Annotated in this window: 19 protein-coding genes; 7 read left to right on the top strand and 12 right to left on the bottom strand. The window is 57.6% G+C overall.

The annotated features are described in order from the left end of the window. Positions 1-13 precede the first annotated feature (13 nt). From LDN12_RS05735 to LDN12_RS05760, 6 genes are all read left to right on the top strand, one after another. Positions 14-1,636: a multicopper oxidase domain-containing protein gene (locus LDN12_RS05735; protein ID WP_223921717.1), complete on the top strand. Its 1,623-nt coding sequence runs from the start codon at positions 14-16 to the stop codon at positions 1,634-1,636. Between the two features lie 17 nt (positions 1,637-1,653). After that, a complete protein-coding gene (locus tag LDN12_RS05740; RefSeq protein WP_223921718.1) occupies positions 1,654-3,036 on the top strand; it encodes a hypothetical protein in 1,383 nt (460 codons plus the stop codon). 15 nt (positions 3,037-3,051) lie between these two features. Then, on the top strand, positions 3,052-3,531 hold the full coding sequence (locus LDN12_RS05745) for a hypothetical protein (RefSeq protein ID WP_223921719.1): 480 nt from the start codon (positions 3,052-3,054) through the stop codon (positions 3,529-3,531). Next, positions 3,524-5,149: a S8 family serine peptidase gene (locus tag LDN12_RS05750; protein ID WP_223921720.1), complete on the top strand. Its 1,626-nt coding sequence runs from the start codon at positions 3,524-3,526 to the stop codon at positions 5,147-5,149. Before LDN12_RS05745 ends, LDN12_RS05750 begins: the two co-directional genes overlap by 8 nt. Before the next feature lie 92 nt (positions 5,150-5,241). Further along, positions 5,242-5,994 (top strand): Ig-like domain-containing protein, encoded by a 753-nt coding sequence (locus LDN12_RS05755; protein WP_223921721.1) that lies wholly within the window; start codon positions 5,242-5,244, stop codon positions 5,992-5,994. 69 nt (positions 5,995-6,063) lie between these two features. Then, positions 6,064-7,563 carry a hypothetical protein gene (locus LDN12_RS05760; protein ID WP_223921722.1) on the top strand — a complete coding sequence of 500 codons (1,500 nt, stop codon included), beginning with the start codon at positions 6,064-6,066 and terminating at the stop codon, positions 7,561-7,563. A gap of 366 nt (positions 7,564-7,929) precedes the next feature. Here the strand turns inward: LDN12_RS05760 and LDN12_RS05765 are convergent, their stop codons facing one another. From LDN12_RS05765 to LDN12_RS05820, 12 genes are all read right to left on the bottom strand, one after another. After that, positions 7,930-11,031: an efflux RND transporter permease subunit gene (locus tag LDN12_RS05765; protein ID WP_223921723.1), complete on the bottom strand. Its 3,102-nt coding sequence runs from the start codon at positions 11,029-11,031 to the stop codon at positions 7,930-7,932. Between the two features lie 2 nt (positions 11,032-11,033). Beyond that, positions 11,034-12,155: an efflux RND transporter periplasmic adaptor subunit gene (locus LDN12_RS05770; protein WP_223921724.1), complete on the bottom strand. Its 1,122-nt coding sequence runs from the start codon at positions 12,153-12,155 to the stop codon at positions 11,034-11,036. Then, positions 12,152-13,717, bottom strand: a complete 1,566-nt coding sequence (locus LDN12_RS05775; protein WP_223921725.1) for an efflux transporter outer membrane subunit — start codon at positions 13,715-13,717, stop codon at positions 12,152-12,154. Before LDN12_RS05775 ends, LDN12_RS05770 begins: the two co-directional genes overlap by 4 nt. Before the next feature lie 44 nt (positions 13,718-13,761). Continuing rightward, positions 13,762-16,401 (bottom strand): aminopeptidase N, encoded by a 2,640-nt coding sequence (gene pepN / locus LDN12_RS05780; RefSeq protein WP_223921726.1) that lies wholly within the window; start codon positions 16,399-16,401, stop codon positions 13,762-13,764. Between the two features lie 31 nt (positions 16,402-16,432). Beyond that, the gene (locus LDN12_RS05785; protein ID WP_223921727.1) at positions 16,433-17,011 is read right to left on the bottom strand and encodes a TetR/AcrR family transcriptional regulator; all 579 of its coding nucleotides are present in this window, start codon (positions 17,009-17,011) and stop codon (positions 16,433-16,435) included. Positions 17,012-17,283: 272 nt separating this feature from the next. Next, positions 17,284-17,712 (bottom strand): cupin domain-containing protein, encoded by a 429-nt coding sequence (locus LDN12_RS05790; RefSeq protein WP_223921728.1) that lies wholly within the window; start codon positions 17,710-17,712, stop codon positions 17,284-17,286. Position 17,713: 1 nt separating this feature from the next. Continuing rightward, the gene (locus tag LDN12_RS05795) at positions 17,714-18,367 is read right to left on the bottom strand and encodes a flavodoxin family protein (protein ID WP_223921729.1); all 654 of its coding nucleotides are present in this window, start codon (positions 18,365-18,367) and stop codon (positions 17,714-17,716) included. 83 nt (positions 18,368-18,450) lie between these two features. Then, positions 18,451-19,254: a nitroreductase family protein gene (locus LDN12_RS05800; RefSeq protein ID WP_223921730.1), complete on the bottom strand. Its 804-nt coding sequence runs from the start codon at positions 19,252-19,254 to the stop codon at positions 18,451-18,453. Between the two features lie 48 nt (positions 19,255-19,302). Further along, a complete protein-coding gene (locus LDN12_RS05805; protein ID WP_223921731.1) occupies positions 19,303-20,157 on the bottom strand; it encodes an epoxyqueuosine reductase in 855 nt (284 codons plus the stop codon). A 14-nt stretch (positions 20,158-20,171) separates the two neighbouring features. After that, positions 20,172-20,750 carry a flavodoxin family protein gene (locus LDN12_RS05810; protein WP_223921732.1) on the bottom strand — a complete coding sequence of 193 codons (579 nt, stop codon included), beginning with the start codon at positions 20,748-20,750 and terminating at the stop codon, positions 20,172-20,174. Beyond that, positions 20,747-21,331, bottom strand: coding sequence for a flavin reductase family protein (locus tag LDN12_RS05815; protein ID WP_223921733.1), 585 nt, complete (start codon positions 21,329-21,331; stop codon positions 20,747-20,749). The genes LDN12_RS05810 and LDN12_RS05815 overlap by 4 nt, the downstream gene beginning before the upstream one ends. A 68-nt stretch (positions 21,332-21,399) precedes the next feature. After that, positions 21,400-21,987 (bottom strand): TetR/AcrR family transcriptional regulator, encoded by a 588-nt coding sequence (locus LDN12_RS05820; protein ID WP_223921734.1) that lies wholly within the window; start codon positions 21,985-21,987, stop codon positions 21,400-21,402. Positions 21,988-22,133: 146 nt separating this feature from the next. Between LDN12_RS05820 and gabD the strand changes: the two genes are divergently transcribed. Next, on the top strand, positions 22,134-23,588 hold the full coding sequence (gene gabD, locus LDN12_RS05825; RefSeq protein ID WP_223921735.1) for an NADP-dependent succinate-semialdehyde dehydrogenase: 1,455 nt from the start codon (positions 22,134-22,136) through the stop codon (positions 23,586-23,588). Positions 23,589-23,681: the final 93 nt, after the last annotated feature.

Here is a 23,681-nt window from a genome sequence, read left to right on the forward strand (position 1 = left end):
GGAGGAACCGAGTATGATAAACGCAGGAAAGCATTTCAGTCTGATCATCGGTGTTGCATGCTGCTTGATGGCGTATAGTCCCGATGCCAAGGCGCATATCGATGGACATACCGGCATCAGCCCCGCTCCGGCATTCAATCTTACGGCCAAGGAGGGACATATCTCCACTGGTGAAGGTGCCAGCGTACTGATCTGGGGGTTTGCCGACGATGATGGCCAGGATAGTTCGAAATCGGTGAAGGGAGCGGTCCAGTACCCGGGACCGACCCTGATTGTCTCCGAAGGAGACACCGTCACCATTAAACTGACCAACCAGTTGAGCGAACCGGTTTCGATCAATTTCCCAGGGTTGGATGTCCAGACGCCGGTAGTGCCGGTTTTCAACCATGGTACTCTCTCATCCATTACGCCGGAAGCTGTTCCCGGCGGCACCCAGACCTACACGTTTATCGCCGCGCGCCCGGGCACCTACTACTACCAGAGCGGTTCCAACCAGGCTGTTCAACTGCGTATGGGACTTTTTGGATGCATCATCGTGCGTCCGAAACAAAATCCGACATCCAAGACCTACACCGACGTTTTCCCGAACCATTACGCGCCGGGACCAAACAAAACCTTCAGCAAGTTTGCTTACAACGAAGCCGGAGTGCCGGATACTGTTACGGTGAATGGCACACCTATCAGCAATATCGGTGCATCAACCGGCTATGACCGGGAATTCCTCTTTTTCCTGAGTGAAATGGACCCCAACTTCCACACCTGGATGGAACTTTACCGCGATAAAGCCAAGTCGCCGGTGAGCTACGGCGATTGGATCGACTTCAATAAACAGAAAACCTTTATCAGTTGGAAGGCCAATTACTGGTTCATCAACGGCAGGACTGCTCCAGATATCATGGGAGAAGCCTATGATCCGGAATTACCGAGCCAGCCCTACAACAGTCTGGTGATGTTTCATCCGGGCGAAATGGTACTGACCCGCTTCGTCAACATGGGGCGCGACTTTCATCCCCTGCACACCCACGGGAACCACCAGCGAATTGTCGCCGAAGGAGGCCTGATCGTGTCGTCAGCGGCTGATCCTCTGGACCAGACCCTGACCTCGCAAACCGGTGCGGACCTGTCGTCTGAACAGTTCACCCTTACCATGGTGCCGGGCAGTTCTTTCGACTCTCTCTACAGTTGGACCGGTAAGGGCCTCGGCTTTGACCCGTTTGGACACAAGCCGGGCGATTTGCCCGCACCCTATGAATATCTGGGTGACCATGTGGGCGGCCCGAACAGCGACATTATTGCTCCAGGAGCACAGGACCCGGTAACCGGACGTTACGCCAACGGCCAGTTCGCACCGAAAACAGGGGACAGTGCCTCGATACCGTTCCAGGCGCTCCCCACATTCTTTTCACCTGATCAACTGACATACACGTTTGGCCCATGGTTCAGCGGCAGTCCCTACCTGGGTAGTACCGAGCCGTTACCCCCATCGAACGTCAGCTTCAACTACGGCGGCCAGAGCTACTACTTCATGTGGCACAGCCATGCCGAGCGGGAAATTACCAGCAACAACATATTCCCGGGCGGGATGCTGAATATGGCAGCGGTTGTGCCGTGGTCTCTATCGCTCCCCGCAGAATAAACCGGAGGTCATTGAACATGAACTATTGTAAATACACGCTGTTTCTGATGACCTTCCTGGTCTCCGCCGTCAGCCTGAACGCCGCTGCGGAGGCCGCAACCTACAACCTGCGGGCCGATACGGCAACCATCGCCATGGCGGACGGCACAACCGTCACTGTCTGGGGGTTTGCCGACGACACAACCGTCGGCGCCGGGAATGGGGCCGTTACGGTGCCGGGCCCGAAACTGACGGCAGCACCTGGAGAAGCAGTCACCATCAACGTTACCAACCGGTTGCCGGTGCCGGTTTCGCTGGTTTTTCCCGGTCAGCCGCTCGCTATCACGCCCAACGCGTTGAATACTGCAACCAGCCCGAATTACGATGCCGCGAAGCCATCGGGAAACGTATCCGTCAATCCCTACTTCGGATTTACGCCGGGGCCGTTCCCTAACAAACTCCGTGTCCGGTCGTTCACAACCGAGGCGGCAGCCAACGGCGGTACGGCAAGTTATTCGTTTACCGCCAAAGAGGGCACCTATCTCTACGAGAGCGGGACCAACCCGGCGATCCAGATCCCTTTGGGCCTCTACGGCGCTCTGATCGTAGGTCCGGCCGGCGATTCGGGAACCGCATATAGCGGCAGCGCGGCTACAACGTTCAATCATCAGGAAGTACTGTTATTCAGTACAATTCTGGCGCGCTACGACTTTGCCAATAAACGTTTCGTAACCCTCAACGAGGATGTGGCTGCTGCGCCGACAACTTCGCGTACCCTGCTGGATTACCGGGCTCTCTATTATCTGATTAACGGAAAAAGCTTTCCGGAAACCATCAAGCCCGGACCGTACGCTCCCTACGGCACGAACGGGAAAACCCTGCTTCGCCTTATAAATGCCGGTAACGACAGTGTTGTTCCGGCAATTCAGGGCAATTACATGGACAGCGCCGATCCGGCAGTTGCCAAGGGACATGCCGTTTATCCGTCGGTTATTGCCGAAGACGGTAACTTGCTTACCTATCCGCGCAACGAAATTGCTCCGAACCTGACGGCCGGAAAAACTCTGGATGTGATGATTGATCTCACCAAGGCGGCGACACCCGGCTATTACAGTATCTATGACCGTCGGCTCGGGCTGACCAACGCAGGTAAATTCCCCGGCGGAATGCTCACCTTTCTCGCCAGTTGGGATCAGGCAACCCAAAACTGTAGTCCGCTCAAGGGAAGCGCGAATAATGACGGCAACGTGACCTTGATTGATGTTGTCAAAGCTCTGAGGATTGTCGTCGCCGGAGGCTATGACGCCAGTTACGATGTTACTCCCCTTTCAACCTCGGGGCTGCCGTGTGGGGATGGGGCTTTGACTGTAGCCGATGCACTTATTCTGTTGAAAAAAGCAATCGGGCTCAATCCGTACTGATGGTGGAGTGATCAGATGCAACTATCCCGCCTCGCGCCATTTTGTGGAAAGCGACGTCTATTATTCCGGCTCGTGGTTATCGCAACCGCACTGGGGTGCTCCTCGTGCGCAACGTCACCGGTTGCACCGCCGCCCGAGGAAAAAGCGCCCGCCGCCTCAAGATGGGAGGCTGGCGGCATTCAGGTGGTTCGTGTCAAGCTGGCAATGGACGGCATGATGGTGGATATGCGCTATAGGATTGCCGATCCTCATAAGGCAATGTCTGTGCTGCATCGTGGCGTCAAGCTAACTATGGTGGATAACGCTACCGGTAAGATTCTGGTAGTCCCGTCGATGGCGAAAGTTGGAAAGCTCCGACAATTACCGGGCGCCTTTGAGGACACGCAACGTATCTACTGGATGTTTTTCGGTAATTCCGAGAAGTCGGTCAGAGTGGGAAGCAGTGTCACCCTTTTCATCGGCGACCTTAAAATTGAGGGCATCGTTGTTGACTGATCATTTTCATGCCGTTTTCAGATTCATACTCAGTTCTTTCTCACTTGTGGTGATGTTGGGGGACACTGTTCCGTTGCATGCCGGCATGCTTGCCCCCGACTTGGCTGAGCGGATCAAGGATGCGTCCTTTGGCCAGGAATTCGACATTCTGGTCAGAATGAGATCAGTGGTGAATCGTAGCGTCTTGTCCGCATCGGTAAAGAACCTTGGGCGACATGCCCGGGTTGCCGAGGTGGTGCGTACGCTGCGGAGTAACGCGGAACAGTCTCAGCAGGACCTGAAGGGCTATCTTGACGAGAGAGCCGTCGCGGGAACAGCGCGGCGAATCAGGCCCTTCTGGATTTTTAACGGGTTTTCGTTGACCGCAACGGCGGATGTCGTTCAAACGCTGGCAGACCGTGATGACGTGGACACGGTCACCCTCGACAGGGTTCTGCATCTGGCGCCTTCACCTGATGCTTCCGTCGGCAATCCGGAGCCTTCCGGCCTTACGGCGACACCACAGGCAACCGGCGCCTGGAACCTGGATGCCATCGGTGCCCCCACAGTCTGGGCGCAGGGGTTTACCGGCCAGGGTACGGTGATAGCGTCTTTCGATACCGGAGTGGACGTCAGCCATCCCGCTGTGGGGCCAAAGTGGCGGGGAGGAGCCCATGACTGGTTTGACCCGTACCGTTCCACAACCGTTCCTTATGATGCAAGCGGACATGGGACAGCTACAATGGGCATACTTGCGGGGGGGGATATGACCGGCAATCCTGTCGGGGTAGCACCGGGAGCGCAATGGATAGCGGCCAAGATCTTCGATGACCAGGGTAATGCGCAGACAAGCCTTATTCATGCTGCCTTCGCCTGGGTCCTCGACCCGGACGGAAACCCGGCGAACAGGGATGTCCCCGATGTGGTCAACAATTCCTGGGATCTCAACAATCCCGGTGGCTATGACGGAGAATTCGCACCGGACATTCTGGCTCTTGCTGCGGCGGGTATCGAGGTGGTTTTTTCGGCGGGAAACTCCGGACCGGGAACCAATACATCCACAAGCCCCGGTAATAATCCGGGCGCCGTTTCCGTGGGGGCAACGATGGCCAGTGACCAGATTGCGTCATTCAGTAGCAGGGGCCCTTCGGCATTTGATGGTTCGTTTTTTCCGGCCTTGGCGGCACCTGGCTGGCAAGTGCGATCGACCTCTCTGGCCGGTAATTACGGGTATAATTCCGGAACGTCCTTTTCGGCGCCGCACGTGGCCGGAGCCTATGCGTTGCTCAAGTCCGCCGTTCCGGCGCTGACGTTGCAGCAGGCGGAAGAAGCCCTTGAAAAATCCGTCGCGGGGGCAAGCGGCCCGGATAATGTCACTGGATACGGCAGGCTTGACGTCGCAAAAGCGCTTTCCTACCTGACATTGCCTGGCGATGTCGACGGGAATGGAAAAATAGATCTGGCGGACGTGGTGATTGTCTTGCGTTCCATTATGGGGAGCACGCCCATGACACCGCTGATAGCAAAAAATGGCAATGTATCGCCTCTGGCAACTGGAATTGCCAAATCCGATGGAGATCTCACCATTCAGGACGCGCTCTTTATCCTGCAGAAAGCGGTCGGATTCGACCCATTCTAGATTGAGATGATTGTCTACGGGAGAATTACACTGCAATCGCACACCGCAACTTGTTCCATATTTACGAGGCTCACGCCACAAGGAGGTACTTGATGAAATTAAGATCCTGTATGCACATGGCAATTCTTACCGGTTTGACGCTGGTTTTCCAGGGCTGCGGCGGTGGTGGCGGCGGAAGTTCGACAACACCAGTTACGGTAACGGCGGCTCAAAATCCGCTATTGGTCAATTATTCGACAACCGTTTCGGCCGATTTCTCGTCCTATGTCACCACTGTCAAAACCGGATCCGTCGTCAATTTTAGCGTGACTCCCGGCGCCACGGTTACCCCGACCGGCGTAACAAGTTCGGGTGGAATCGCCACCACGAAAATAAAAAGCACCACCCCAGGCACCTATCAGGTGACAGCTGCATATCCCGGATTTGCAGGCAGTGCTCCGGTTTCGTTCATTACGCAGCCTTCCACGGTCGATGTTCTGGTGTCAAGCAAGCAGAATCTCAACAATCTGAGTGCCCTGACATTTAATGTGACAAATGCACTTCCGGCCACCTTCACGAACTATAGCACAACGGTACCCTCTGGAAACGCGCTTTCATTCGCAGCGGCGCTTACTCCGAAGAACTTGTCAGCAAGTTGGGCATCGGGGACTAGTTTTTCACTCGACACGTCGTCAGCGTTCCTGATGAAACTGCACTACACCATACCGACCGATGTGCCGAACTTCGCAGTCGATTCGACGTCGGTCAGCGCCATATTCACCAATTTGTCGACGGTGCGGCCGACTCCGGGTTTTGCGGTGAAATCGGTGTATTACGATCAAAACGGGAAACAGCTTTATCCGTAATGCGGAGACCACTGATACTCACATGCTGACCAAAATTATGTACCTGTTTACTAACATCGAGGGGGCGCCATGATCCGATCATGCTCACGAATACTGAAACAATACCGGCGGGTGCTGATTGTCGTGCCGATACTGCTGATTTCCGCGTGCGGAGGGGGAGGGGGAGGAACGTCTGTCTCCATAACCATCAGCCCAACAACTGCGACCCTTGTGGCGGGAGCAAGCACCCCCTTTGCCGCGAGCGTGAGCGGAACCTCAAACCAAGCTGTTACGTGGGCTGTCACGGGTGTCGGCAGCGTGAGCGCTACCGGTGTGTACACCGCGCCGTCAAGCGGGACGTTTCCCGCCACGGCGACAGTCACTGTAACCAGTGCCGCCGATACTTCGAAAAAAGCCTCGGCCACAATCACGGTCACCGGCACGGTCAGCTATTTTGGCACCTTTACTTCAGCAGGCTCGATGCGATCCGCGCGTTCCAATCATACTGCCAACCTGCTTACAAACGGTCAGGTGTTGGTAACTGGGGGACTTGGAAGCTTGGGAACGGCCATCGCATCGGCTGAGGTATTCCGGCCGACGTTCGCCAGTTTCACGTCGGTCGGCTCCATGTCTAATCCACGGGCATACCAGAGCGCAACCATGCTGACGAACGGCAAGATTCTGGTAGCCGGCGGCGTGGACGCAACCAATGTTCCGCTGGCCAGCGCCGAGATTTATGATCCCGCCACCGGGAAATTCTCCGCTACCGGGGCCATGACCACCGCGCGGGCGTTTCACAGCGCAACTCTATTGGCAAACGGCAAGGTACTGGTGTGCGGCGGCAATTCCAATGGCAACCTGGCCGCCGGCAATGCACTGGACAGCGCTGAGTTGTATGATCCGGTTACGGGTCGCTTCACGGCAACAGTGCCGATGATTACCGCGCGCTACTATCACACCGCGACGCTACTACCCGATGGACAGGTACTCCTGACGGGCGGTGTCGGCATCGGCGGAGCGCGGTTGCCGGCGGCAGAGCTCTATGACCCCATAACCGATACGTTTACCGCTACTGACAGCATGCTGGTGGACCCGGCTGTCGACACCGGGCGTTGGCTGCATACGGCCACGCTTCTACAGGATGGTTCCGTTGTAATTGTCGGGGGAGACATGGGTACCCATGCCGCAAACCCCTCATATCTCAACACCGCACAACTTTACGACCCTGCTGCAGCCTTGGGCGCACGATTCAGCGACATAGCCGGCACGCTCACCGATCCACGTGGTCATCATACGGCAACCCGTCTGGCAGACTTGGCTGGGTCGGTGCTGGTAACAGGTGGTTTCGGCGGCACAGCCGCAAGCGGGGCAACCTACCTTGCCAGCGCAGAACTGTATGATCCTGTTGCACATCTGTTTGCTGCCACGGGAGCTTTGGCACAATCGCGGGCAAACCATACCGCCGTACTGCTGCCCGGTAACGGCAGGATCCTGGTAATCGGAGGAAATACCGCACTCCAAACCACCGATTCCAACGGAAACCTGCAGATAACCTATATGACGCTTTCCAGCGCAGAGCTTTACCGGTAACAGGCGACTTCCGCCAACGTAGAAACAGTTACGTGCCAGCACATCATAATGGCACGTAACTGTTTTTTTATGAGTCAATCCTATGATCGCAAACAATTCTGCAAAATAACCGTTTAACACCGCTACGGATTTTTACATCATTTGTTTTACGGTTCTGCATCCCGTATTCAGGGCGTCCTCCCATATTCCATCGTGAAATATCGCCGAACCCACGCTACAGCTTTCGTTCAAATAAATAAAGCCAAGGAAGGGCTTCGCCCCAGAGTCCGAGGGCGATACCTCGCCGAAGTTGCCTACGGACAAGTTCGAGGGTTGGAAACGACGGGGACTGTTCTTGCTGCGTTTCAGATAATCGTGCAGGAGAAGCTATGCAACCTCTGCCGCCGTCACAGCAGCCTCACGCTCCCGGTCCTTGCCGTGGTCGCGGGCGATGAGCATGTAGATGGAGGGAACGACGAACAAGGTAAAGAGGGTACCGACAAACATACCTCCCACCAGCACCAAGCCGATGGAGTTACGGGCGGCTGCGCCGGCACCGGTGACCAGGGTCAGGGGAAAGTGGCCCGCAATGGTGGCGGCACTGGTCATCAGGATCGGCCGCAGGCGGGTCATGGCGGCTTGGTGCACGGCATCAAGTTTGGAGAGACCCTGCAACTGCAACTTGTTGGCGAACTCGACAACCAGAATGCCATTCTTGGACACCAACCCCACGAGCGTCACCAGTCCGACCTGGGAGTAAATATTAAGCGTGGTGGTCCAGCCACGGGTCCAGAAGGGGGTGTTGGGATCGGGCATTTTCAGAAAAGTGAAGATCAGCGCGCCGAAGATGGCCAGCGGTACGGAACCGGCCAGGATGACAAAGGGATCGCGGAAACTGTTGAACTGGGCCGCCAGCACCAGGAAGATCAGGATTATGGCCAAAGCGAAGGCAGGCAGAAATTTGTTTCCCTCGGTGCGCAACTGGCGCGACTCGCCGGTGTAGTCCAGTACATACCCTTTTGGCAGGATCTTGCCAGCTTCACCCTCCAGAAAGCGTAACGCCTCATCCAGAGGCCTCATGGCCACACCGCTTATCTTGACGGCGTTCAACTGCTGGAAACGGTTCAAGGAACGTGGTACGACCGATTCCTTCAGGGTGGCCACGGTGGAGAGCGGGATCAGCTTACCCCCGGGCCCGGTAACGTAGATATCCTTCAACTGGGCCGGGTTAAGGCGGCTTACGCGCTCTATCTGGGGAATGACCTTGTAGCTGCGGCCGGAGATATCGAAACGGTTAACATAGTTGCCCCCCACCATGCCACCCAGGTCGGCGCCGACTTGTCCCAGGTTCAGCCCCAGGGCGGCGACCTTGTCGCGGTCGATGACAAACTCAGTCTGGGGTTGGTCCACTTTGACGTCGATGAGAGGTGGGAATGCGAACATTTTGCTCTGGATGGCCTTAAGTTGTAATTGACGGGCGAATTCCAGAATCTGGTTTGTGTCCGCGGTGGAGGCCAGGATGAATTCGACCGGAAACTGGCCGCCGCCAGGCAGCGCCGGGGGGGTGACCGGGAACATCTGGATGCCGGCAATACCCTGAAGTTTCTGCTGGACTTCGGGCATGATCTGGAAGATCGTGCGTTTGCGGTTGTTCCAGGGTTTGGTTACCATGCCGCCGAAACCGGAGTTGGGCATGGTTATTTGGAAGGTGAAGTCTGTTTCCGGTATACCCATGAAAATCTGGTTGGCGGCTGCGGCATAGCGGCTATTCTGGTCCAGCGTCGAATTGGCCGCAGCGTCCAGGATGCCGAAGATTACCCCCTGGTCCTCGGTTGGTGCCAGTTCGCGGGCCGACATGGTGAACATGGGGATAGTCAGGAGCGTGATCACGATCCAGACCGTGTAGACAGCAGGCCGGGCGGTCAGGGTCGCGGAGAGCCAGCGACCGTAGGCGTTTTTCAGGCGGTTGAAGTCGCGGGTGATGCGGCCCGCCAAGCCATGCTCCTCGCTACCCGGTTTGAGCAGTTTGGCCGACATGACCGGTGACAGCGTCAGGGCTACAATACCGGAGATGGTTACAGCACCGGCCAGGGTCAGGGCAAACTCGCGGAAGAGTGAGCCGGTCAGTCCGCCCTGCAGGCCGATAGGCAGGTAGACCGCCGCAAGGGTGATGGTCATGGCGATGATAGGTCCCACGAGTTCCCGGGCTCCGAGCAGTGCCGCTTCCAGGGGGGATTTTCCTTCGCCCATATGACGTTCCACATTCTCCACCACCACGATGGCGTCGTCCACCACGAGACCTACGGAGAGCACCACCGCCAGGAGGGTCAGCAGGTTGACGGTAAAGCCGAAGGCCTGCATCAGAAAGACCGCCCCGATCAGCGAGACCGGGATAGCCACCACTGGTATTACTACAGAACGGAAGGAACCCAGGAAGAGGAAGATCACCACCATCACGATCATCAGCGTGTCCCCCAAGGTTTTGAGCACCTCGTGGATAGCGGTGTTGATGTAATCGGTGGCATCGTAGGCCACGTGGGCCTGCATGCCGCTGGGCAGGTCGCGCTGGATGGCCGCCATCTCGGCCCGCACCTTTTTAATGACGTCGATGGAGTTGGCGTTGGGCAAGGGCCAGATGCCTATGAATACGGCAGTCTGGCCGGAGAAATGCACCTCGGAGTCATAGTCTTCGGCCCCCAGCGTCACGTCGGCAATATCAGAGATTCGCACGATGGCGCCGTTCTGCTCACGCACAGCCAGGCGTTTAAACTCGCCCACGGTGTTGAGATTGGTGTCGGCGGTCAGGTTGACCTGGATCAACGACCCCTTGCTGTGTCCCAGGGCCGAGAGGAAGTTGTTGTCCGCCAGGGCTTGGCGCACTTGGGCCGGACTGATGTTGAGTGCCGCCATTCGTTCCGGTTTCAGCCAGATGCGCATGGCAAAGGTGCGGCCGCCCAGAATGTCGGCCCGTTGAACACCGGAGATGGCCGACAGGCGGGGCTGGACGACACGCACCAGGTAGTCGGTGATCTCGTTCTGTTTGAGGATGTCGGAGGTGAAGCTCAGGTAGGCCGAAGCAAACTGGCTGTCGGCCGACTCGATGTTGATCACCGGCACCTCTGCCTCCGGCGGCAGGTCGCGGCGCACCTGGTCCACCTTGGAGCTGATCTCGGCCAAGGCTTTGGTGGAATCATAGTTGATCTTGAGGCGTACCGTGATGGTGGAGAGCCCCAGAGCACTTTGAGATTCCATGTATTCGATACCATCGGCTGCGGCGATGGCCCGTTCCAGAGGGGTGGTTATGAAGCCGCGCACCAATTCGGCGCTAGCGCCGGTATAGACGGTGGTGACGGTTACCGACGCATTCTCGCTGTGCGGATACTGGCGCACATTGAGGGTCCGGATGGCCTGCAAGCCGGCGATGATGATCACCAGGTTGACAACCAGGGCCAAGACGGGACGGCGGATGAAGAGATCGGTGAATTTCATCGTCAGTTATTCTCCGGCTTGGGTGACTGCTGGAAGGGAGGAGAGAGCTTGTTGTCGATGACCGCCGACTGGCCGTTGCGTAGTTTGAAAACCCCCGTGGTGACGATCGATTCTCCCTCCTTCAACCCGCTGGTTACGGCGACGAAATCGCCTCGCTTTTCGCCGAGGCGCACGAACTGCTGCCGTAGCGTCAGCCCCTTCTTGCCATCTTTTTGCGTATCGATGACGAAAACCGAGTCCCCGTAGGGGGCATAGAGCACCGCCGTTGCCGGAATGGCCAGTACCTTCGGGCGCGCGGCCAGACCGACCGCCACGTTGACGAACATGCCTGGCCTCAATTTTTCGGCGCGGTTGGTCACAGTGGCCTGAAGCTTGATGGTACGGGTATCGCTGTCTACCAGCGGATTTATGGCGGTGATGCGTCCCTCTACCGTTTCACCCGGCAGGGCATCGCACGTGACTCGTACCGGCAGGCCGGAATGTATCCGGGCCATCTGCTGCTGCGGCAGGGTGAAATCCACGAAGATCGGGCTGAGTGTCTGCAAGGAGACGATGGGATCTCCCTCACGGAGTATCTGGCCGAGGTTGACCTGACGGATGCCGAGGCGCCCGGTGAAGGGGGCACGGATGGTCTTCTTGCCGATGGTGGCCCGGACGTTGTTGACCTGGGCCACCGCTTGGTCATAGGCGGCCACGGCTTTGTCGTGGTCGGACTGGGAGATGATCTTATCGGCCACCATCTTGTCCGCACGCGCCAGTTCGGTGCGGTTCAGTTTCACCTGGGCCGTAAGACCGGGGAGTTGTGCCTCCTCCGAGGAGGTGTCCTGCCGCACCAGCAGATCACCTTTTTTCACCCTTGCGCCCGGCTCGAACCCGATCTTCACGACCTTGCCGGTCAATTCGGCGGCTACCGTGACCCCCTGCACCGCCGTCAACGTGCCGACCGCAGTCAGGTCTGCCGCCCATGATTCGGCTTTGACCTGGGCCGATGTGACCGTCTCGGGGGGCGGGACGAACTTCTTTCCCTGATCGATCATGGCGCCGATCTGCATGGCCTTGACGCCTGCGAGGATGGCGATGATGACAATCAGGCCGAATATGGAGAGGATGAGGCGTTTTTTCATGGTTTGATGTCTCCGTTCACGTGTACTCCGTTACTGCCGTTTCCGGCGGCGGATTTCGTTTCCCGGTTCCACCACCCACCTCCCAAGGCTTGGAAGAGCGCCGCGCTGTCGGCAAAACGCGCGGCCTGTGCCTGTACCAGGCTTATGAGCGCCTGCTGATGCTGGCGCTGGGCGTTGAGCAGCGATAGGTAGCTAACCGCGCCGAGCGCAAACTGCCGTTGCGTCAGCTCCAGGGAATCACGGGCTGCCGTTTCGGCTTCCGCCTGCGCCCTGAGCGTTAGTGCGTCGGATTCGAGCGCCTGCAACACATCCGCCACGTTCTGGAAGGCTTGGAGAACGGTTTCGCGATACTGCGCCAATGCCTGGTCAAAGGCGGCAATAGCGGCACGGCGTTTGGCGGTCAGTTCGCCGCCGTGAAAGAGAGGCTGCAACAGGCCTGCTCCCAGGCTCCATATAGGAGTGGCGGATGTAAGCAAGTCCTCCAATCTGCCTGCCTGGGAACCAACACTACCATTCAGGGTGATCTGGGGGTACAGGTTTGCCGTGGCCACGCCCACTTGGGCACCGGCTGCATGCAGCAGTTCCTCCGCAGCCAGGATGTCCGGACGCTGGCGCACCAGCTTTGAGGGAACACTGAGTGGCAATTCCTGCGGCAGGTGAAGTTTATCCAGATCAAATTCGGGGAGCGCCGCTTGGCTTGGAAATTTGCCGGCATACACCGCCAACTGGTGGCGGGTCTGGGCCAGTGACTTCTCAAGTGGTGGCAGACCGGTCCGGGTCTGGGCCACTTGCGCCTGCTGCGTCAGGACATCGGAACGCGCCGCCCCGCCCAACTGGAACTGCCGTTCCACCAGCACCAATTGTTCTTCCTGCAACGTGATGATTTCCTGCGTGGTTTTCAATTGTGCCCGGAGGGAGGCCTCTTGCACCGCCGTGGTGACGATGTTGGCGGTGAGGGTCAGATAAGCGGCTTCCAGCTGATATCGCTGGAAATCGACCTGGGATTGGAGTGCCTCCAATTCGCGCCGGCCGCCGCCGAACAGGTCGAGGGTGTAGGAAATGCTCACTGAAGCGTTGTAAAGGCTGTACGTCAGGCCAGGGTAATCAGGCTGACCGCTGGCTGCGCCCGATACCTTCTGGCGCGAGCCGTTGAGCGAGGCGTCCACACTGGGATAATACTCGGTTCCACCGCGTGCGAGTAGATTTTCCCGAGCCTGGCGCAGGGTCGCCTGAGCTGCGGCCAGCGTCGGGCTCTCCTGCAGTGCCTGGCGGATGAGGTGGTCCAGAGCCGGGTTGTGGAACAGTTCCCACCATTGGGCCGGGATGTCCTCCTGCGTCGTGAAGCGTTGCGCCGCGCCCCCCCAGCCCGGAGTTGCCGCAGTCTCCACCGGCAGGGCTGTGGCTGTGTAGTTTGTGACCGACGGCGCCGCCGGGGCGCGGAAATCGGGGCCAACCGTGCAGCCGCACATTGCCAGGCATACGGCAGCGGCTGAGAGTCCGGTCCTCAAACCTAAGACGCATGCACCGTCATTCTTTCCGTATGGGGTGCGCAATTCTGTCATGTGTGATCTCATGCTGCTAGAAGATACATGGAGAAATGTATTTGTCAAAGACTTTTGGTAACGACTTCGTAGACATCCCGTGGAAGGTTGGGGAGGGTCTGGACCCGCATCAGTTCCCGCTGCATAAGCGCCCGTCTTCCAGGTTCAAAACGGCGCCAAGTGGTCAGTGGCGCAAGCAGGCGGGCGGAAACCTGGGGGTTGAGCGGGATGAGGCGGAGCAGTTGGTCAACCAGGAACCGGTAGCCGGAGCCGTCAGCGGCATGGAAATGTGGCTGATTCTGGCTGAATGCCCCAACCAGTGCGCGAAAACGGTTGGGGTTGGTGAGTTCAAAGGCCGGGTGGCCGATGAGAGCCTTGACGTCGTCAATGGTGCCGGGGAGGTCGGACATGGCTCTGAGCGAGAACCACTTATCCACCACTTGGCGGTCCCCCTGCCAGCGACGATAGAAATCCTCCAGAGCTTCGTTACGTTCCGGACAATTGCATGAAGCCAGCGGCGCGAGTGCTCCCACGGCGTCGGTCATATTGTCGGCTGCACGGTACTGCTGGATGCAGAGGTTTGTGATGTCCTGCTCTTCAAGGCTCGCCAGGTAGGCCAGGCAGAGGTTGGACAGGCGACGTTCTCCGGAACGGCCGTCGTCAATATCATAGGGCTGCGTACTGCGACACACTTCGCGAACTGCCAGAAAATCGTCCCGCAGCAGCGTTGCCAGGGTATGAATGATGAATTTTCGGGCGATGTGGATGGCCTCAGGGTCAATGACCGGCATCAGTTCGGCTAGGTATTTCTCCGATGGCAGCGTGAGCGCCTCGGCCAGAAAGGCCCGATCCTGCTCTCCACTGGTGAGGGTTGCCCGGTAGGTCGCCACGAAAGCCTGGTCTGGCCTAAGTTCCCGCCCGGCCTGTTGGTCGGCCACCAAGCCGAGAAGGACCTGGGACGCCAATTGCTGGCCCGCCTCCCAGCGACAGAACGGATCTGTTTCGTGGGCCATGAGCAGCACGAGGTCGTCGTGGCGGTAGGGGTAGTCCAGCTTTACCGGCGCGGAGAAGTTGCGTAGCAGCGCCGGTACCGGCTCATGTTCCAAACCGGAGAAATGGAACGTCTGCTCGGTCTTGCACACCTCAAGTACCCTGGTCGTTGGGCCGGGTACCGGTTCGCCAAACAGGGTGACCGGAAGCTCCCGGCCATCGCGGTCCAGGAGGCCGACGACCAGGGGGATATGGAAAGGTTGTTTTTCAGTCTGTCCTGGAGTCTCCGGGCACGACTGACACACCCTCAAGGTGAAGACGCCGTCTGCCGCTTCGAATATGCCTGATGCCTTGATATGGGGCGTTCCTGCCTGACTGTACCAGAGCCGGAACTGTCCCAGATCCCTTTCTCCCGCATCGGCCATGGCCTGGACAAAATCCTCGATCGTGACGGCCTGACCGTCGTGGCGCTCAAAGTAGAGATCCATACCTTTTCTGAAACGCTCAGCACCCAGGAGGGTGCGCAGCATGCGGATCAATTCGCCACCCTTGTTATAGACGGTGTTGGTGTAGAAATTGTTGATTTCCATGTAGGAGTCGGGCCGGACCGGGTGAGCCAAGGGACCGTTGTCCTCGGCGAACTGTGCACTACGCAGGTAGCGGACATCGGCAATGCGTTTCACGCCGCGCGATTCCATGTCGGCCGAAAACTCTTGATCGCGGAAAATGGTCAATCCCTCTTTGAGAGAGAGCTGGAACCAATCGCGGCAGGTGACCCGGTTGCCGCTCCAGTTGTGGAAATACTCGTGGCCGATGACCTCCTCTATGGCTTGGTAGTCCTCATCGGTGGCGGTCTCGGGAGTGGCCAGGACGTAACGGGAGTTGAAGATGTTGAGCCCCTTGTTTTCCATGGCTCCCATGTTGAAGTCGTCCACCGCCACGATCATGTAGCAGTCCAGGTCGTATTCCCTGCCAAAGGTCTCCTCGTCCCAGCGCATGGCTTTTTTCAGGGAACGGAGCGCGTGTGCCCCCTTGAGGCGGTTGGCTTCCTGGAGATAGAGGCGCAGGCTCACCTTCCGGCCAGAGCAAGTCGAAAATACGTCCTCGATACAGGCCAGCTTACCGGCTACCAGGGCGAAGAGGTAGCTTGGTTTTCTGAAAGGGTCGTGCCAGGTGATGAAGTGGCGGCCGTCCGGCAGTTCGCCCCTGTCTACCGGGTTACCGTTGGACAGAAGTACCGGATACCGCTTCGGGTCGGCAATGATGGTGGTGGTATAAACGGAAAGCACATCGGGACGGTCCGGGTAGTAGGTGATGGAGCGGAATCCCTGGGCTTCGCACTGGGTGCAGAACATCCCTCCCGAGCGATAGAGCCCCTCCAGGTAGGTATTGTCCTGGGGACGCAACTCGGTTTCCACCTCCAGGATGAAGGCGGCGGGAACCGAGGGTACAAAGAGTGTTTCTTCCGATACATGGAAGGCCTCCGGGGCAAGGAGCACTCCATCCAGGCGGAGGCTGCGCAGCGCGAAACGATGGCCGTCCAGAATCAGCGGCCGTTCTTCACGGCTGCGATCATAGGCGGCTCGCAGGGCAAGGCGGGAGCGGACGAGGGTTGTATCCTCCCCCAGCTCAAAGCGAAGATCGATACTGTCAACCGTATAATCGGGGGGACGATAATCGTGACGATGGATAGTGGTATGAGCCGATTCTGTCATGCTTGGCCTCGTTTGCAGTTGTCCCGGCAGTCTACCGTTTAATGCCGTCCCAGCATGCCGCAACGGTTTTTTCGATCAGAGCGTCGTTCAGTTGGATGAAGCCTAGGATATTGTCCCGGGCCAAGGTGATCAACGGCCCGAAAGACAGGGCGAAGAGTACGATGTCGGGTAGATCCTTGATAACCTGCTGGGAGACCCCCTGCTCAAACAACTCCATATACAGAAGGTCGTCGTCGTGGAACTCCTTGGCAAACCTGCCGCGGCGGAGAGCCGCCCCATAGGGGGAGTTATGAAACTGTTCCATGTATTTGAAATCGAGGGGGTGAGCAGTCCAGTATTTGAGGAGTCCGACGCCCAAATGCAGAAAACGCTCTCTGATGGGGCGCTCCGTCTGGTATCCCTCCCGGAGAGCCTCCAACAGCTTTCCCTCAACTTCCCGGTATAATTCCTTGATGAGAATATCCTTGCTTTCGAAGTAACAATAGATCGTCCCAGCTGCGACCCCGGCCCGCTCGGCGATCATGGCCATGGGAGCACCATGGAATCCCTGATCGGCAATGATCTGTAACGCCGCCCGAACAATATCCTTACGCTTATCAGGTCTTGCCATACGCCACCGACTCCCTCTAAGTATCGAATGAACAGTCATTCAAAATGTTAATTTATAATAGGTACAAATTTTTTGTCAAGGTGTTCTTATAGTTGTTTAAATTCCTCCTGTCATCGGAATAACGTGAACCATCCTACAAATACGGAGATTCTACGAGCTTTTTTCAAGAAAAATCAGTTGTTGTCCGTGTATATACGAAGGCCCTGTTTTCCATCCGGGAAACAGGGCCTTCTGCATGTTTCAATTCGACGCCGGCCGGTTTGGCCGATGTGCTAGTCAGTCGTCCAGGGGGGCCTGGTAGTCGTAATCCTGAACCCGTCCTCAAGGGTGGCCTGGGTGAGACTCCCTGCCTCGGCCTGGATGCAGATGAAGTACAGATCCTCATCCCCGGCCTTCCAGGACCGTTCGTCACTGGGTGCGACCCGTACCAAGCTGCCTTCTCGAATCGGGATTTCTTCTCCATCAACAAGGAACGTACCGTCGCCGCGCAGCACGATGTAGAGCTCCTCGTTTTTCTTATGGGCATGGACAAAGGGCATGCACTTTCCTGCCGGAAGCCGGTTGAGGGATACCTCGCAACCGGTAAGGCCAAGTTCCTCGCCGATGAAGTATTTGCCTTGTAAGCTCCTGAATTCATGATCCAAAAGGTTTTCGAAGGGACCAATGTGGGCTGCAGCGAAGTTTTTTGACTGAGTCGTCATGCTACTGCTCCTTTCCGACAAGTTTGGCCCCCAGCTCATATGCTCTCTGACAGTCATCTGGGAACACCTCCTTGCGCCGTTGCGCCTTGTGGGCGGGATCAAAGCTTTCTATCAGCACCTTCCCGTAATCGTCAACCTGACAGGTGTCAAAGCTGCATAAGGACTCGGGCTGCTGTCCGAAGATCAACTGCAGATAGCGGGCGTGGGAGTTGAAAAGGGGATCGTAGCCGTACGTTTTGCTCTGCTCCTCCGTGACATTCATCGTATAGATGAATCCGGTGGCGATCTGCTTGGGTGCTATGGATGCATAGGGCACGGTATAGGTCAGGTAGGGAAACAGCAAGCGCTCGAGGAAGGAGCGCGTCTCGCCGGTTACCGAACCAAAATAGATCGGCGACCCGATGACTAGGGCGTCGGCCTCAATGATCTTTTTAAGGGTCGGCGTCAAACCGTCAGTGAAACTGCAGGTACCATAACTCTTGCCGCCTCTGGTCTTACAAGCAAGACAACTTATGCACCCTTTAAAATTAAGGTCATAGAGGTGGACAACCTCCGTCTCGGCTCCTTGTGCGGCGGCGCCTTCCAGGGCCTTACCCAGTAGAGTTGCCGTGTTCCATTTTTTTCTCGGACTTCCGTTTATCGCAATGAGCTTCATAGTCATATCTCCGCTGTTGTATGTTTTTTAGAACATCTCACGCCATGCTATCTTTGTTTATAATTCAGTGCTCGGTCGCCGGATCATCTCCATTCGATCCGCGCCGCCTGACGCAGGGGGACGCTATGATAACTATAACGGGGGAATCCATACATCAGCGCCCCGAATACGCTGTGGTCCGCAGGGACGCCAAGCGCTTCACGTAACGGTAGATGCCCGTTGGCGGCCCGCATCAGGAAACCCGCCCAGCATGTGCCGATACCCCGGGCAACCGCCGCCAGTTCGAACTGGGTAAGCGCAATGGTGCTGTCCACCGAACTCCAAATCCATTCGTCCGGAGCGTGGATGATGGCCAAATGGGGAGCATTGCGCAGGATCGGGTCCTTGCCTTGTTCCCACTGTTCGATGAAAGGCGCATACCGTGGTTCCCGCGTGTTGATCTGGCGCAGGTAATCGACTACCAGACCGGCCAGGCGCCTGACCTCGGCCGGGGTCTGGATGACCAGCCAGTGCACCGGTTGGCGGTTCACAGCCGACGGTGCCCAGCGGGCAACCTCAACAGCCTCCCTGACTAACGGCTCTGGTACCGGCTCGTCCCGGAATTCGCGGATGGAACGGCGGCTCTTCAGTAGCTGATTCAGGGCAGGGACGGAGACGGCCAGGTCATGATCGATGAGAGAAGAGTCCTCCAACGGCAGCGTCTCATGATGAATCGCTCCAAGCGGGCAGACGGCGACGCAGTGGCCGCAAGCGATGCAGCGCTGATCCACACCGGCACGAAAAACTGGGAATCCGTCCCCATCCCGGTCAAAAAGTCCCATGGGGCATACAGCGCTGCACATGCCGTCACGTCGGCACGTGGTGTGGTTAATTGTTACCAAACTCATGATCTCCTCCTTAAAGTGAAACCTGCCGTTGAAATCGCATAATGCTCCCTACGGACGTGCGCGTCCTGCCTTGGCCGATCCGACCGGGATGCTGCCTTCGCATGGCACCTTGGTCTGGCAGAGGCCGCAACCAGTGTGAGTCACACCGAATCGCTCGGCGACCGCTGTCACCGCCGTACCGTAGACATAGTGGCTACAGATATCCTTGTTGTGTCCTTGCGGCGAAATAGCGCCCACCGGGCAGCGTCCGATGCAGGCACCACAACTCTTCTCGCGGTAATAAAGGCAGTTGTGATAATGATCGGGGTAGGGGCGCGGACTTGGCTCCAGCAACAGGTCGGTAATCACGCTACCGCAGCGATGGGCGATGCCCCGGGGGGTGATCAAGGCGTCGTTCAAACTGAAGGTGCCCAAGCCGGCGGCATAGGCTGCGTGACGCTCCGACCAAGTGGAGGCCCTTCCAATCGGGGTGTCGGCGTATTCACGCCAAGTTGTTTCCAATTGGGGTGCAACGGCGTGGTGGCCCTGCTCGGCGAGCCACTCCGTCACATGACGGCGTAGGGCGGCATTAAACTGCTCGCCGAAGTTTCTGGTGCGAGCCCAGGCCGCGGAAGGGTAGAGTGTCTCCCGGCGGTTGCTTTCCCGTGTCGGTTGGGTAATTGGTAGAATCCAGGAAATTACCGTGGCCGCACGCACACCGGTGCCGAAACCTATCTCCATCACCTCGTGCGGCGTACGATGAAACTCACCGATAATCTGTTTGTAGTCGCCGAAGAGTGGGTCGTCGGCAGAGGCGTAGCCGACCAGCGGCTCATCGAAATAGGGGTCGCCGTTCTCGGGAAAGCGGCCAGCCGGACTTTCCTCGACAAAGCGGCATATCATGGTACGGATGCGCTCCTCCATCCCGGTCTCCTTTCTTATCGGGCAGATGCCATCAAGGCGCGTGCCGCTTCCTCGGCCTGTTGCAGGATACGACCCGGAACGACGTTGGTTCTGCCGGGCCCGATACCGCAGGCGCGGATCAGCGTAGTCTCGCTGAACCCCATCCATTTCAAAAATCCTTCGTAGCGCGTGAAAATATCGGAAAACGCAGCCTCCTCAGGTTGCCCCTGGGTTAGGACAAAGATCAGTTTTTTGGATGCCAGGCGGCTTGGCTGCGGGTTGGAGATGTAATCGGGCACCAAATAGGAGTAGGTGCGGTCGATGAACCCCTTAAGTTGGCTGGTGATATCCCCATAATAGACCGGTGAGGCCAGCACCACTGCGTCTGACTCGCTCACCGCCGCCAATACCTCGCTCAAGTCGTCTTTGAGTACGCATTTATCGAGTTTGGTTTTGCAGGCATAGCACGCCTGGCAGCCACGGTAGGTAAGGCGGTTTAGCTCGAAGGCCCTTGTTTTTGCTCCCAATTCTCCGGCGATTTTCAATACATGGTTGGCTATGGCGGTACTGTTCCCCGTGGTTCGAGGGCTTCCCAACAGGCTGACAATTTTCATTTTATTCTCTCCGTTGCGACGGTCTTGCCAATCTCCCAAGCCGAGCCAAGGAATTCCCCCACACTATAGTAGCCACGATGAGCCGTGTCCCATATCATGGGACTCACCTTGGTGATGTCCGGGTATCCTTTGGCGCCGATCACCGCTTCATCAGCCTTGACGTCCACGATCTCGCCCACGAACTGGGTGTGCAGACCCAGGTCGTGGATATGCAGCAGGCGGCACTCCACCACCAGCGGTACTTCGTCCACGTAGGGGGCGTCAACCAGGTCACTCCCCACCGCTGTCCAATCGCAGTCGGCGAACTTATTTCCATTGCGGCCCGAGACGGTCCCCACGTAGTCTGTCTGAGCCGCCTGTGTCCGTGCGGGAATGCTGATAGTGAACGCCCTGCGCGCCTCGATGGCGGCATAGCTGTAGGTTGCCCGGCGTAGGGATACCGCCAGGCAGGGAGGCTGGGAGCAGCAGATACCGCCCCAGGCAGCGGTCATGATGTTTGGCACACCTCCTTCATCGTAGGTTCCAACCAGCCACACCGGGGTAGGGGTCGCCAACGTCTTTGCTCCCACGGATTGTTTCATGTTCTCCTCCTTGGTTGATTCGGCAATCTGCAAAAATAGACCAGTCTACTAATACCCGGAAAAAAAGCTTACTTCTGCCGTAAGATGGCGCTGAAAAGGACATCAACGAAATCCCGCATCGGCTGGGGCGACTTCATCACCTTGGCCCGCAGGATCGCACCTTCCCACCCGGAAAGGATGAAGCCGGCCGTTATAGCAGGATCGACATCATCGGAAAGTTCGCCTCGTTTTTGCGCCTCACGCAGGCAGACGGCGAACCGTTCCCGCCACATGCCGAAGATCTCGTCCAGGCGGGCGCGGAAACGTTCGTTCAGGTCTGCCAACTCCTGTCCCAGGTTTCCGATCAGGCACCCTTTGGTGCACTGGTTGTGGATCGCCCGCGTCAGCCCGCTCTCCAACATTTCGCGGATGCGGTCGAGCGGGGCGAGATCTTCGTTGTAGAGAAACATCTCCAGGCGTTGTTCGAAACGTTCGGCGAAGTGGTCGATCACCGCCAGGCCGAAATCTTCTTTACTCCTGAAGTAATGGTAGAACGATCCCTTGGGGACGCCTGCCTCTTTCAGGACCGCATCGATGCCGGTGGCATTGTAACCCTGGCGGGCGATCATCTCGGTGCCGATCCGGATGATCTCGCCCTGTGTGTCTTTCTTTTTCATGAGGCAAAAATAGACCGGTCGGTCTAACGTGTCAACAAAAAACGTCATCACTTTTTGTGTATACTTTGTAAAAAGACACGTTAAAATAACATCCGGTTTATACCAGTAGTATGAAAATGTACCTGAATAAATGGAGGATTAATGCCATGCTCACATTGCACGACCCGACCCTTTTTCGCCAGCAATGTTATATCAACGGACAGTGGCTCGATGCAGCGGACGGTGGAACGATTTCGGTCAACAATCCCGCTACTGATGAGATCATCGGCACTGTTCCCAAGATGGGGACGACTGAGACCCGCTCCGCCATCGAAGCTGCCAACGCGGCCTTTCCGGCTTGGCGCGCCAAGACGGCTGCGGAGCGCTCCCGGCTTCTGCGCCGCTGGTACGAATTATTGCTTGAAAATCAGGAGGATCTGGCTATTTTGATGACCGCCGAACAAGGCAAGCCGCTGGCCGAATCCCGTGGTGAAATTTCTTACGCCGCCTCTTTCGTCGAATGGTTTGCCGAGGAGGGAAAGCGGGTCTACGGCGACACAATCCCCACCTTTCAGAACGACAAGCGAATTGTTGTCATCAAGGAGCCGATCGGTGTCTGCGCCGCCATCACCCCTTGGAATTTTCCTGCCGCCATGATTACCCGCAAGGCTGGGCCAGCGTTGGCAGTCGGTTGTACCATGGTTCTCAAACCGGCCAGCCAGACCCCATATTCGGCACTGGCGCTGGCGGTACTGGCCGAGCGGGCAGGCATACCGGCAGGCGTCTTCAACGTCCTTACCGGTGCTTCCAACGCTATCGGGGGCGAGATGACCGCCAACCCGATCGTCCGCAAGCTGACCTTTACCGGCTCCACCGAGATCGGCAAGCTGCTCATGCAGCAGTGCGCCGGAACGGTCAAGAAGGTGGCCATGGAACTGGGCGGCAATGCCCCCTTCATCGTGTTCGACGATGCCGACGTGGATGCCGCGGTGGAGGGGGCCATCGCCTCAAAGTATCGCAATACAGGCCAGACTTGCGTTTGCACTAACCGTTTCCTGGTACAGGCCGGCGTCTACGATGCTTTCGCGGAAAAATTGTCCATTGCCGTGGCAAGGTTGAAGGTTGGTGACGGGCTTAAGGGAGATACCCAGCAGGGGCCACTGATCGACATGAAGGCGGTGGAAAAAGTGGAGGAGCACATCGCCGACGCCCTCGCCAAGGGGGCACGCATCGTCACCGGAGGACGGCGGCACGAGTTGGGCGGCAGCTTCTTCCAGCCTACCATCTTGGCCGATGTCACCCCCTCCATGGCGGTGGCCCGGGAAGAAACCTTCGGCCCCCTGGCGCCGCTGTTCCGTTTCACCACCGACGAAGAGGCGGTCAGAATGGCCAACGACACAGAATTCGGGCTGGCCTCCTATTTCTACAGCCGGGACATCGGCCGGGTCTGGAGGGTTGCGGAGGCCTTGGAGTACGGGATTGTCGGCATTAATACCGGCTTGATCTCGTCCGCGGTAGCACCTTTTGGCGGGGTAAAGGAGTCGGGTGTCGGCCGGGAGGGTTCCCGGTACGGCGTCGATGATTTTCTGGAGATCAAGTATCTGTGCATGGGCGGCATCTGATAGTGGCAGGTTGTTGTGAAACCCAGGTTGTTCAAAAATAGTCAGATCGCTGCACCCGCAGAAAGCCCGGCGGAGGCGTAGCAGCGCTGCGCT

This window comes from Geobacter sp. AOG2, assembly GCF_019972295.1.
Lineage (GTDB): Bacteria > Desulfobacterota > Desulfuromonadia > Geobacterales > Pseudopelobacteraceae > Oryzomonas.